The organism is Sphingobium tyrosinilyticum (assembly GCF_042654265.1).
In the GTDB taxonomy this organism is placed as follows: Bacteria; Pseudomonadota; Alphaproteobacteria; order Sphingomonadales; family Sphingomonadaceae; genus Sphingobium; species Sphingobium tyrosinilyticum.
Map to the genome: position 1 here is coordinate 112,960 of NZ_JBHSFZ010000025.1, position 12,785 is coordinate 125,744.

A 12,785-nucleotide genomic window follows, 5' to 3' on the forward strand; every position below is an offset into this window, starting at 1 on the left:
TTATGGACAATCGCCGGGCCGCCTGATCTAACTGGCGGGGATGAAGACAGTTGTTGATAGCGGCAATGCGCTGGGCGCGGGCCTTGCGCTCATCCGATCCGAATTTCAGGTCCCTGCGGCATTTCCGCCCGATACGGTGCAGGCCGCAGAAGAAGCGGCCCGGCGTGTTCCGACCGAGCATGTCGATCGCACAGACCTGCCCTTCGTCACGCTCGATCCCGCTTCGTCCACCGATCTCGACCAGGCACTGTGGATCGAACCGAGCGGCGGCGATCTGCTGCTGCATTACGCCATCGCCGATGTGGGCTGGTTCGTCGATGATGGCGGCGCGATAGATGTGGAGGCGTGGCGGCGGGGGGAGACGCTCTACCTACCCGATGGCAAGGCGAGCCTTTATCCGCCGGTGTTGAGCGAGCGGGCGGCCAGCCTGCTCCCGCAAGGTCCACGGCCCGCCATCTTGCTTGTCGTTCGGGTTGACGGGGATGGCGCGGTTCGATTGGACAGCGTGGAGCGCGCATTGATCCGCAGCAGGGCCAAGCTCGCCTATGACAGTGTGGGGGCGGCGGACCTTCCGAAGGAGTTTGGTGAACTTGCGCGGCGTATCCGACATGCCGAAGCGCATCGGGGATCAGCGCGGGTCGATCCGCCGGAGCAGGAGGTTTCGGCCTTGGCGGGAAGCGGCTTTGAATTGGCGTTCCGGCCGCGTCTGGAATCGGAAGCGGACAATGCCAGCCTGTCGCTGGCGGCCAATCTGGCGGTGGCGGATGCGCTGCAATCGCATGCGACGGGCCTGTTCCGCGTTATGGCCGAACCGGATGAAAGGGCGGTGGCGCGGCTGAGGCTGAGCGCGCAGGCGTTGAAGGTCGATTGGCCGGCATCCATGACGCTCAAGGATTTCGAGCGGAGCTTGACGCCTGGCAATGCGCAGCATGCCGCGCTGATGATGGCGATCCGGCGCGCGGGGCCGGGGGCGTCCTATGCCCCCTATCGGGCAGGAGTGACGCCCTGGCATGCCGCTATGGCCGCCACTTACGCCCATGCGACCGCGCCGCTGCGGCGTTTAGCGGACCGCTATGTTCTGCGCGCCGTGCTGGAAGTGGCCAATGGCCGCGCAGTTTCCCCCGCCGTCAGCGAGGCGTTTGAGAAGCTGCCGACATTTATGGCGCGGGCGGATACATTGGCAGGGAAGATCGAACGGGCAGTGGTGGACCTTGCCGAGACACTGTTGCTGAGCGGGAAGGAAGGGGAAAGGTTCGGCGCCGTTGTAACGGATGTGGATGAGCGCGGCGCCAAGGTGCAGCTTTGCGATTGGCCGGTTACGTCTCGCCTGGCCGTGCCGGGGTTGAATCCGGGGAGCAGCGTTGCGCTGCGCCTGGAAAATGTCGATACGGCTCGTCGATCGCTTCTCTTCTCGCTGACGTCCAACGGCCGGTGATAGGGAAGGATGACAGGAGAGATCATGGCGCAAAATCAGAATAACCAGGCTGCAAGTGACGACTTTCCCACCGCGCAGGACGTGCTGCGCGACGTCGATCTGTCCGGCCGTACGGCGATCGTCACCGGGGCGTCTTCGGGCGTGGGCACGGCGATCGCATCGGCGCTCGCGGGGGCTGGAGCGGAGGTTATGCTGGCCGTCCGCAACGTCGAGGCGGGAGAGCGCGTCGCCGCCGAAATTGCCGCGGCAGGCGCCGCCGTGCGTCCTCAGGTGGCCGCTGTCGATCTGCTTTCGATGGCGTCGGTTCGCGCCTTCGCAGCAGGATGGGGCGATCGCCCGCTGGACCTGCTCATCAACAATGCCGGTTTGATGGGGCCGCCGCTCACCCGCACCGAAGATGGGTTCGAGAGCCAGATGGCGGTCAATTATTTCGCGCCATTTCTGCTGTCCGAGCTGTTGCTGCCCAACCTTGCCCGGCGCAAGGGGCGGGTGGTGATCGTCTCTTCGGGCTCGCATCAATTCTCCGAGCTGCGCCTGGACGACCTTAGTTACGAACGGCGCGACTATGAGAAGTTTGAAGCCTATGGGCATGCCAAGCTTTGCGCGAACCTGCTTGCCGTGGAATATAGCCGCCGCCATGCTGGCAGCGGCGTGACCATGAACGCGGTCACGCCCGGCGGCGTCGCGACCAATCTTGGCCGCCATGTCACATTCGAGGACGCCGTGCGCCTGGGCTGGGTGAATGAAGATGGCACTTTGCCGCAGGGGCGGATGAAGACGTTGGAGGAAGGTGCTGCCTCACCCGTGTGGACGGCAGTCGCGCCGGAGCTTGAGGGCAGGGGCGGGCTTTATATCGAGGATTGCGCTATCGCGTCGCTCTGGTCATCCGCCTTGCCGCCCGGCTGGGGCGTGACCGCCGCTTCGCTGGATGGCGATGCGGCCCGCCTCCTGTGGGATGTCGCCGAACCGCTGATCCGTTAAGGCGGTGCTGGACCGGCGCAAGAGAGGTTTGCGACCCAAAAGAGACTTGCCCGGCCCAGCGCAACCTTTTTACCCATGCGCGCAAGTTCGGGCTAACCGATCATCTTCGTCACTCTGATCGTTTTTCCAGTTACTGGTCAGAGCTTGGCCAGCCGCCCGCCGTCCACTGCCAGCGACGCGCCCGCGATGAACTTGACTCGTCGCTCGCAAGGAAAGCCGCCGCAGCGGCAATGTCTTCGGGCGTACCGACATCTTTCTTATCGATCACCTCCGCGCCTGATTGGACATTCGGATTGTTCCAGAGCATTTGCGTATCGATCGCTCCGGGAAGCACGGCATTGGAGCGGATCTTGACGCCGCGTCCCTCGATAGCCGTGCTGCGGGTGAGGGAGAGCATGCGGCCTTCGCCGCTGCATAGGGATAGGGTGCGGCGTTGGCGCTGGTCTCTATGGCATGGACGCTGGCTATGTTGACGATCGCGCCGCCCTTGTCGCCAAAATGAAGAAATGCCTGCTTCGTGAAAAAGGCCGCGCCGAGCAAATCGACCCGCAGCACTTTCAGCCAATCGTCGCCTGACCACTCCGCGAGCGTCTTGAACGGCATGAGCCCCGCATTGTTGACGATGATATCGATCCTGCCGAAGCAGGCCAGAGCTGTGCGGACGCAGCTTTCCACCTGATCCTCCGCGCCTACGTCGCAGCTGACGCCGATGGACTTCGGGCCGAGCTTGGTCGCGGCTGCTTGCGCAGCTTCGACCTTCAGGTCCGCGATGACGATCGCTGCGCCTTCTGCATGGAGCCGGGCCGCGATGGCTGCCCCGATCCCTCCGGCCGCGCCCGTGACGATCGCGACCCTGCCTTCAAACCGGGGCTCCATCATCAATCCTCCTGCACGGCTGGGGTGGTGGCGGGCGTCTTGATCATCTGTTTCGCGCGTGCACGCTGCTCGACGGCGAAGCTGCGGCCCGCATCGCTCGGGAGGACGACAGGGACCGTCAGGCATAGGCTTTGCGTCGGCAGCACGTCGCGCCATTGCTGGATCAGGCGCATATAGGCTTCGCCTACCGGGCGGATTTTGCGATCGAGGTCGTAAAGGCCGAGCGGATTGACGTTGCCGCGCTTTTCCCGGAGCGCGCTGTCCCAATCGACCTGGTCGGTGAGCGAATACCAGGTGAAGCCGACGACCGGTACACCGTCGTTGCGAACGCGCAGCACATTGGCCCATTGTTTCCACAGCCAATCGACAGCTTCCGTGCCGAGCGGCCCTTGCGACAGATTGGTTTCAGTGTGCATCACCGGCAAACGATAGCGCTGATGATATTGACGGGTTATCTCGCTATAGCCGAATATCTCGCCCGAGGCGCGCGTGGTCCCGTCCACGGCCACCCGATGTTCGTTGGTGACATAATAGTCATTGCCCATGATGCAATGCTGCTTCAGGCGGTTGTCGAGGAAGAAGTGATATTCCTCCCGCGTCATGCCGTTATCCATGAGATATTCATACATCTCTGAATCAAGGCGACGGCCATAATTGAGATCGAGCGACAAAAAGCGCTGCGAGTTCATGATTTCGGCGGGGCGGATCGCCGATGGAGCTTCCGCGTGGAAATATTCCGACGATTCACTTTGGATGAAGATCGCGTCGGGGCGCACTTCCAATATTTGCCGCATCGCCATCACATTGGCGCGCACGATATGCTTGAGCGCGGTGACGAAGGCGCCGTCATTGCTGAGCTGCTCGTTCCACCAGCCATAGCGCGCGGAAAAGGTGGCGCAGATATACATCTCATTGACCGGCGTATAGAGCTGAACCCAGGGAAAGCGTTCGGCAAAAGCGCGGGCGTAGGTGCAGAATTGCAGGGGAAAGTCAGGGTTCTGGAAATTGCCGATCCAATCCGGCACGCCGAAATGGCAAAGATCGACGATGGGGACGATGTTCAGCCGCTCCAGCTCGGAAAAGCTCTGGTCGGCAAAGTCCCAGTCATATTTGCCGGGCCCGAGCCAGGTGCGGTGAATGGGCGGGCCGTAACGCAGATAGCCTATGCCCATATCCTGCACGAGGGCGAAGTCTTCACGCCAGCGATCATAATGACCGCAGCTTTCCATCTCATCGACGCGCGTGCGGCCGTTGTCGATAGTCGGCACGCTGTTTTCGACACCTGTGGCGAACATGAAGGTGGTGATGGGCTTTCTCCCGGCCAAGGTTCTCCCCTGAACGCGGCGAAGCTGCTGCGTATCCCCATGTCTCCAATATCGCGCGCCAAGGCCGAGTTTGACTGTTCAGGATGCTCTCACGACGTCACAGCATCCTGCACTCAGCTTTTCATGGTCAGCGAAGGCGGATGGTCACCTTGTCGATCGCCGCATTTTCGATTGGGTAGCCCAGAGCTGCGCGCGCCGGATAGCGTCCCACCGGCGCTCCGCTGTCGATACCGACGCCGAAGGTTTCGTGGATGCTGAAGTGGATCGGGGTGCTGGGAACGTCGTCGCTGCCGACCGGCTGCCCATCGACGGAAAGGCGTAAAGTGCCGCCCTTGCCGATGCCGCCGCCGGCATAGTCAAAATCGACTTGCAGAATGTGCGGGCCGGGCTTTGCGGCTGTGGGCGCCGTCAGATGGACGGTTTTCGTATCGAACAGCCGATAGGTAAAGCTGGGGCGCCCCTGCTCATTAAGGTAGAGCGACATGCCCGCATCGGTCCCACCAAGCGCGGCGACGACACCGCGCGCCTGATCCGCCGCGTCGATCTGTGCGCGGATCGTCCAGGAGCGGCTATAGAGGCGGGGAATTGCTGCCTCCGGAATGCCTATGGCTCCCGCGTGATAATCGACCTCCTTGCGGCCTTCCGAAGGGTCGGGCAGTCCGGCCTTGCTCATGACCTGACCTTTGAGAGGCAGGACGCGATTGGCGGCCGCTTCGGTCATGAATAGGGCCTTCATCTCCTCCACCTTCGCGGGGTGTTTGGCCGCAACATCGGTGGACTGGGAAAAATCGCTGCGCAGATCGTAAAGCTCCCACTTGTCCGCGCTCATGGGACGATCAGGACTATATGCCCGCCAGGGAAGGCGGCCGTGGAAGGCGGAAGCCATCCAGCCATCCTGATAAATGGCCCGATTACCGAACACTTCGAAATATTGCGTCCGGTGTCGCTCGGCGGCCTTCTTGTCGTTGAACGTATAGGCAAGGCTGACGCCGTTCATCGGCTGTTGTTTCACGCCATCGACCGTGTCGGGGGCAGCGATGCCCACCACGTCCAAAATGGTGGGCGCAATGTCGTTGACGTGGCCGAACTGGCTGCGCAACCCGCCCTTGTCCTGGATGTGATCGGGCCAGCTGATGACCATTGCGTTTCGCGTTCCGCCGAGATGGGACGCGACAGTCTTCGTCCACTGGAACGGTGTGTTGCTGGCCCACGCCCAGGCGGCATTGATATGAGAGTAGGTTGCAGCGCTTCCGATCTCTTCCTCGCGGGCGAACTCCTTTGCACCGGGCGCGGGAGAAACGCCGGTCAATGCGCCCATATAACTGAGGCTGCCTTCAAGGCCGCCTTCTGCACTCGCGCCGTTGTCCCCGGCGATGTAGATGAACAGCGTGTTGTCATACTCGCCGCTCTTCTTGAGTTCGTCCACCAGCTTGCCGACCTGCGCATCGGTATGCGCCAGGAATGCGGCATAATTTTCCATCAGCCGTGCGGAGAAGCGCTTCTGTTCCGGGCTCAGGCTATCCCAGGCTGGCATCTCTGATGGACGGGGGGTGAGCTTAGTACCCGCCGGGATCACACCCAGCCGCCGCTGGCGGGCGAAAATCTCTTCCCGCAGCTTGTCCCAGCCTTGATCGAATTTTCCGCGATAGCGATCAGCCCATTCCTTGGGCACCTGGATCGGAGCATGGATGCCGCCGGTCGCGAAATAAAGGAAAAAGGGTCGGCTAGTGGAGGACGCACGCATGTTGCGCATCCATGTGATCGCATGATCTGCCAGATCTTCGGTCAGATGATAATGATCGCCCGCGGGCCGCATCACAGGAGTGGTGCCCTGGTAAAGCGTGGGTTCGAACTGATCGGTTTCTCCGCCCTGAAAGCCGTAGAAGGTGTCGAAGCCTTCCCCGGTCGGCCAGCGGTCGAACGGTCCGACGGGCGAAAGCTCCCAATCCGGCGTTTGATGCCACTTGCCGAACGCGCCGGTGGCATAGCCATTTTCCCGCAATATCTGCGCGATAGTCGCGGTTTCCTTGCCCTGAAAGCCGCTGTAACCGGGGCGGGCGTCGGAGGAATTCATGACCGCACCGATCCCGGTCACATGCGGGTTGCGGCCGGTCAGCAGCGATGCGCGCGTGGGCGAACAGATCGCAGTCGTGTGGAAGCGATTATAGCGCAGTCCGCTGCGCGCGAGGGCGTCGAACACCGGCGTTTGGGCAGGGCCGCCAAACGAAGAAGTTGCGCCGAAACCTACGTCGTCAAGGAGAATGAGGACGATATTGGGCGCCCCGGCGGGAGCATGGCGTTCATAAGGAGATGTAGCGGCAGGGGTGCTGGATGGCGCAGCAGCCAGAGTGGTCTGTGCGCCAGCGGTAAAGCCGCTGATCAGCGCCACCAAAGGCAGCATCGCTGCAAGCTTCGCAACATTGCGCACAGAATTCCTCTCCACCTGACGTCGCATATGATACGAGACTATACGGTATTATGATATGTTCGCAATAGCTTTGTCGGCGGGGTTGACCACAGGGGACGGATGGACGAACTCTGGGGATGCGTGAAAGGCGGATGCTGACTGGATGAAGGTTTCTAAAAAGCGGTTTGACCCAGCCGAGAAGCGGCAGAAGATCATGCGCCATGCAGCCGGTCAGTTCCTACGCCACGGCTATGAAGGCTGCACGATGGATCTCGTAGCGGCCAAGGCCAAGGTCGGGAAACAAGCCATTTACGAGTTTTTCGATAGCAAGGAACATCTATTCGCCGAAGTGACCCGTGCGCGGCTCGCCGAATTTCGTATCACCGCACCACGCCGCGATCTGCCAGCCCGCGAGGCGATCGAGCGGTATCTTATTGAGACCGTTGATAAGGCCGCCGATCCGACCGCCTCAGGCTTGTTGAGATTGAATATACTGATCTTTCGGCAGCACCCGGCGCTTGCAGCGGAACTGCATGACGGGCGGCGGCGGGGTGCGTCCGAGCTTGCGGCTTACCTCGTCTCTCTGGGAGAGGGGGAGTATGCTTCTCTGCGAGGCATCGACCCGCTCAATTTTGCAACACGCATGGCGGGCGTGGCGACAGAGGGTGTTCGGCACTTTCTAGGCGTTCCGTGGCAGGGGGAGGAGGAGCGGCAGGCGTCGGCGCGCTTTTCGGTTCGACTCTTCTTCGATGGCTGTTCGTGCGATGGGGCGCGGCCAGATCTTTCAGCTCACTCGCATGGACCCCTTAGCCCCGTGCGGCCCTACGCTGTCACGCGGCTTCCCGAGAGCCGGTTCGACGGATTATGCGTGAAGGCGCTGGCGGGCTTTCTTGATCATGGCTTTGACGGCATGAGCCTTGACTTGCTCGTGGCCGAAACAGGTGTCAGCCGGGCCACCATTTATCGCCAGTTCGGAAATAAGGATGGCCTTTTCCATTATGTTTTGGGCCGGGAGATTGACCGCCGGGCGGCAGTGACATGGCGTACGCCCCGCGCAAGCGATTTCACCAGCGAATTGGAAGTGTTGGCGGCGGATGTTCTCGCCGAACATCTTTCCTCGCCCTCCATCGCGATGTACCGCCTCTTGATCAGAGAGGTAAAGCGCGTTCCCGCTTTGGCCGTTGCTTATTATGACAGTCAGATTGATCGTCTGCGCGAACCTCTTTCAGATATTTTTGCGCGGCATCGAAATATTCGGCCGTGCGAAGGCTGTGTGAGGGCGTTTCACACTCTCGCAACCTTTGGAGTGAGGTTCCTAACGAGCCCGGCATCGCTCGACAGTGCCGGTATCGCGCAACTTTCGCGCGAAACGGCACGGATCATGGCGCGGCCCATCGCCGTAGATTGAAGGCCTATGTCTTGACGCGAGTAAATGCAGGAGGGGAAGTGCCTATCCGTGGCGCTTCCCCCACTCCGTCAATCGAGGCGATAGTCGCTTTGTACGGGTCCTCGCATCTCGTTCCACATATCGACAAGCCGGAAGGGCCAGGGTCCGACGGGGCGGCCCTTGCTGTTCTGATAGTAGCTTTTCGCTTTCGGGTGCGTCCAGATCATGTGCTTCATGCGATCATCGATCCGGCGGTTGTGGCGTGCAAAAGCGTCCTGCGTCGGCTCGATGGTGCGGGCGCCATTGGCGATCATATGATCGAGACACTCGATCATATAGTGGACCTGGGCTTCGCTGACGATGTTGAGGCCGCCCGCATGGTTCGGCCCCGCATTGGGACCAACTGACATGAAATAATTGGGATAGCCGGGGATGGTCGTGCCCATATAGGCGCGCTCTTCCTCGTCCGCCCAATCGACTGCCAAGTCATGGTCGCCGCGCCCCTTGATCACAAGATCCTTGACCAGCTTGCCATGGTTGAACCCAGTGGCGCAGATGATGACGTCGAATTTATATTCCGTGCCATTCTTCATGCGGATGCCGTCCGGCAGGATTTCCGCGATGGGCGTGTCATCCAGCGTGACATGCGATTGCACTAGCGCGTCGTACCATCCGGCATCCATCACGATCCGTTTTGAAAAGATCGGGAAATCGGGCGTCAGCTTTTCGATCAGATCGGGCCGAGACGCGAGCTTGTGTCGCATGTGCGACAGCGCATATTGACGCATCCCTTCATTCAGAGCGGATACGGCGATGCCGTCCTCCGGATAGTTCGGGTCCTTGACGACATTGGGATAGAGGCCGTCGGCTGCGAACCAGAATACGCGGAAGCGGAACCATTCCTTGTAATGCGGGATATGCCGCAGCGCCCATTTGACCGCTTCCGGCACTTCCTTGGTGACTTCGGGATTGTTGATCATCCAGTGCTTGGTGCGCATGAAGACGACCATCTCCTCGACCTCGCCGACGATGGTCGCCACGATCTGAGCCGAGCTGGCGCCGGTGCCGATGACCGCGACTTTCTTGCCTTTAAGATCGATCCCCTCGTCATAGCCCGCCGAATGCGTCAAGACCCCACGGAAGCTGTCGATGCCCGGAATGTTCGGCAGGCTCCAACGGTCGGCGGGCCCGAAGGCGTTGAATATGGCATTGGCCCGGATCACGTCCCGCTCGCCAGTCTTCACATTTTCAACTGTGACGTTCCAGAGCGCGGTCGCTTCATCGAACACCAGGCTAAGCACGCGTGTTTCGAAACGGATATGGCGGCGCAGGTCATATTTGTCGGCCACGCTGCGGAAATACTCGCGCATGTCGGCGCCGTGCGGATGATAGTGGTTCCATTCCGGACTGATTTCAAAGGAATAGGAATAGAAGTGGCTAGGCGTATCGACGCCGACGCCGGGATAGCGGTTCTTCCACCAGGTACCCCCGACCTCCTCATTCTTTTCGATCACCACATGATCATATCCGGCCCGTTCCAGTTCGATGCTGGCGAGAAGGCCGGTCAGCCCAGCGCCGATCACCAGCACCTTGAAGCCGGGAGGCGGCGGTGTTCTTTCCGCCTTTTCCTTGCGAGCAGCTGTACGCTGGAAGCCGCTCTGCTCCAGCACCATGGGGATGAATTCATTTTCGACCGGCTCGCCGACGCTGACGGTCATCATTTTCTGCATGAGGGCGAGCGGCGGGTCCTCATTCCGCGCCGCGCCGGGCGTGGTGAGCACGTAAAGCAGCTTTTCGCGCAGGTCGTCGATGCAGTCCTGCGGAATCTGATAGTCCGGATTGGTGTAGGGTGGATGGATGTGGACCTTGAACGTCTCCAGCATGGATTCGTCATGCGTCAGATGAACATAGACCATCAGCAAGGTTTGGAGGTTCGCTTGCTCCAGAGCGGCCTTAAGTTCCGGGCTGTCCTGCATCGGCAGTTGGTGGACCGGGGCGGTTGATCCGCGTTCGGCGCTATGGTGCTGCATCGTGCTCATATTCTCTCCTAAATATCGGGCGTGTATCGCCGCTATTTTTTTGTCGCTGCGCGTCAGGCGGCGGCCTGCGCTTCACTCTCCATATCCCGGCATATCTTGCGGAGCCCGCCTCAGGGACGCGCCAGATAATTTCGGCAACATATGCCGGAATTGGCGAGAGTCAATTTCTAAGGGCGCGCTTGAGCCGTATCACCGCCTCATCGAGTGCGGACAGGAAGCGCGACCGATCCGCCTTCGCAAATGGCGCTGGTCCCCCCAGGCCGTCGCCCACCGCGCCCGCGCGTAAATCGGCCATGATGGCCCGCACCGCAACGGCATTGCCGATAGAGGCTGTGGTGAAGGCTTTGCCCGTCGGCGCGATCACTGCGCCGCATCCGGACTTGAGGCAGCGGTCCGCCAGCAAAATGTCCGTGGTGATGACGATAGAAGCGGCATCGACATGCTCCACGATCCAATCATCCGCGGCGTCGAAGCCGTCGCTCACCACAATGCGTGAGATGAGCGGATGCGCCGGCACTCGGATGGGACTGTTGCTGACGACGATGACTGGCACATCATGGCGCCATGCGACTTTATATGTTTCGTCTTTGACCGGGCAGGCGTCAGCATCAATGAAAATCTGGGGCATGCAAGCGATGTAGATGGCGCTGCCGGAAAATGGGAGGGCCTTCTGTCCGGCCGGAGATCCGTTCAAGAAGCTTATGCGGCAGGTCGCGAATGCGCCATCCTGATCGATGTGTCCATGATGGCTGCGCGTGGATTCTGGATTATGCGGCTACCGGGGGCTATTACATGCCAGAAGCGATAAGGCAGGGGCGGGATGATGATGAAGAGGCCGGAGCAGGAAGAAACTTTCACCGATATTCGCGACGGCATCCGCCGCCTCTGCGCGCAATTTCCGGGGTCTTATTGGCAGCAGCTGGACGCAGAGCGCCGCTACCCGACCGAGTTCGTGGCCGCGCTGGCGCGCGAGGGGTGGTTGTCGATCCTGATCCCCGAGCAATATGGCGGCTCGGGGCTGGGGCTATGCGCAGCGATCGCCGCGTTGGAAGAGGTGCATCGCTCCGGCTGCAATGGCGGCGCGGCGCATGCGCAGATGTACACGATGGGCACGCTCCTGCGTCATGGTTCGGAAGAGCAGAAGGCGCGCTACCTACCAAGGATAGCCTCGGGGGAACTGCGCCTGCAGGCTTTTGGCGTTACCGAGCCGGCCAGCGGCACCGACACGACCCGCATCCGCACCTTCGCGCGGCGGGAGGGTGGTGACTATGTGGTGAATGGTCAGAAGATCTGGATCAGCCGGGCGGAACATTCGGACCTGATGGTCTTGCTCGTCCGCACGACGCCGCGCGAGGAATGCGCCAAGCCTAGCGAGGGCCTCAGCGTGCTGCTGGTCGATATGCGCGACGCGGTGGGGCATGGTCTGGTGATCCGGCCGATCCGCACCATGCTCAATCACGCCACGACCGAACTGTTCTTCGACGACCTGCGCGTGCCTGTGGAAAATCTGATCGGCGAAGAAGGGGAGGGGTTCCGCTACATCCTGTCGGGCATGAACGCCGAACGTATCCTTATCGCGTCTGAATGTATCGGCGATGCCCGCTTCTTCATCGACCGGGCGAGCGCTTATGCAAAGGACCGTTCCGTCTTTGGGCGGCCCATCGGGCAGAACCAGGGCGTGCAATTTCCGATCGCGCGCGCCCATGTGCAAACTACCGCGGCAGCCGCGATCGTGGAGAAGGCCGCTGCCTTGTTCGACGCTGGCGCGCAGTCCGGCACTGAAGCCAACATGGCGAAGATGCTTGCGTCTGAAGCGTCCTGGTATGCTGCTGACATGTGCCTGCAGACGCATGGCGGTTTCGGTTTCGCCGAAGAATATGACATCGAACGCAAGTTCCGCGAAACCCGGCTCTATCAAGTCGCGCCCATCTCCACCAATTTGATCCTCAGCCATGTGGCGACCCACGTGCTGGGGCTGCCGAAAAGCTTTTAATTGGGCAGCTGGTGGAGGCCCTCCTCTTGTCATGTTCAGCGATTATCAGACTAGGCGACAGACGCTTCGCCAAAATCGCGGCCTGACCTTCCCGCAGTAGCGATGAACGGCGAGCAGCCGACTCAGTTCTCGACCGGATAGATGCTCCCGCGACGGGATAACCAGTGATGTAATTCCACCAGCGCGCATCAAAGGGTGGAGGGCGCCGAACGAGGCGCGCTGCTTGGCAAATCGCTACCCTTGGCGCGAAAATAGCTCATAAAGAGTGGCTAAAATGATACACAATTGCGCATTGCTCGATTGCGAAGATTGTTGCCCTACCCTAGTGTGAAGCATCGACCG

At 60.9% G+C, this 12,785-nt stretch carries 8 protein-coding genes and 1 pseudogene; 4 read left to right on the forward strand and 5 right to left on the reverse strand.

The window, feature by feature from the left end; translation table 11 throughout:
* The first annotated feature begins 40 nt into the window (after window positions 1–40).
* A complete protein-coding gene (locus tag ACFO3E_RS11700; protein WP_380804874.1) occupies window positions 41–1,435 on the forward strand; it encodes an RNB domain-containing ribonuclease in 1,395 nt (464 codons plus the stop codon).
* 24 nt (window positions 1,436–1,459) lie between these two features.
* Window positions 1,460–2,416, forward strand: coding sequence for an SDR family NAD(P)-dependent oxidoreductase (locus tag ACFO3E_RS11705; protein ID WP_066531776.1), 957 nt, complete (start codon window positions 1,460–1,462; stop codon window positions 2,414–2,416).
* Between the two features lie 130 nt (window positions 2,417–2,546).
* On the opposite strand, the pseudogene ACFO3E_RS11710 reads toward ACFO3E_RS11705, so the two are convergent.
* The 3 genes and pseudogenes from ACFO3E_RS11710 to ACFO3E_RS11720 form a co-directional block, all read right to left on the reverse strand.
* Window positions 2,547–3,295 (reverse strand): annotated as a pseudogene (locus tag ACFO3E_RS11710) (SDR family NAD(P)-dependent oxidoreductase).
* Window positions 3,295–4,617 carry a family 1 glycosylhydrolase gene (locus ACFO3E_RS11715; RefSeq protein WP_225870631.1) on the reverse strand — a complete coding sequence of 441 codons (1,323 nt, stop codon included), beginning with the start codon at window positions 4,615–4,617 and terminating at the stop codon, window positions 3,295–3,297. The pseudogene ACFO3E_RS11710 and the gene ACFO3E_RS11715 overlap by 1 nt, the downstream one beginning before the upstream one ends.
* 127 nt (window positions 4,618–4,744) lie before the next feature.
* Window positions 4,745–7,045 carry an arylsulfatase gene (locus tag ACFO3E_RS11720; protein WP_380804877.1) on the reverse strand — a complete coding sequence of 767 codons (2,301 nt, stop codon included), beginning with the start codon at window positions 7,043–7,045 and terminating at the stop codon, window positions 4,745–4,747.
* Between the two features lie 142 nt (window positions 7,046–7,187).
* On the opposite strand from ACFO3E_RS11720, the gene ACFO3E_RS11725 reads away from it, so the two are divergent.
* Window positions 7,188–8,432, forward strand: coding sequence for a TetR/AcrR family transcriptional regulator (locus ACFO3E_RS11725; RefSeq protein ID WP_380804880.1), 1,245 nt, complete (start codon window positions 7,188–7,190; stop codon window positions 8,430–8,432).
* A gap of 68 nt (window positions 8,433–8,500) precedes the next feature.
* Here the strand turns inward: ACFO3E_RS11725 and ACFO3E_RS11730 are convergent, their stop codons facing one another.
* The gene (locus tag ACFO3E_RS11730; protein WP_380804882.1) at window positions 8,501–10,450 is read right to left on the reverse strand and encodes a flavin-containing monooxygenase; all 1,950 of its coding nucleotides are present in this window, start codon (window positions 10,448–10,450) and stop codon (window positions 8,501–8,503) included.
* A 160-nt stretch (window positions 10,451–10,610) separates the two neighbouring features.
* On the reverse strand, window positions 10,611–11,078 hold the full coding sequence (locus ACFO3E_RS11735; protein ID WP_380804885.1) for a YaiI/YqxD family protein: 468 nt from the start codon (window positions 11,076–11,078) through the stop codon (window positions 10,611–10,613).
* Between the two features lie 195 nt (window positions 11,079–11,273).
* On the opposite strand from ACFO3E_RS11735, the gene ACFO3E_RS11740 reads away from it, so the two are divergent.
* On the forward strand, window positions 11,274–12,443 hold the full coding sequence (locus ACFO3E_RS11740) for an acyl-CoA dehydrogenase family protein (protein WP_380805150.1): 1,170 nt from the start codon (window positions 11,274–11,276) through the stop codon (window positions 12,441–12,443).
* The last annotated feature ends 342 nt before the right edge of the window (window positions 12,444–12,785 follow it).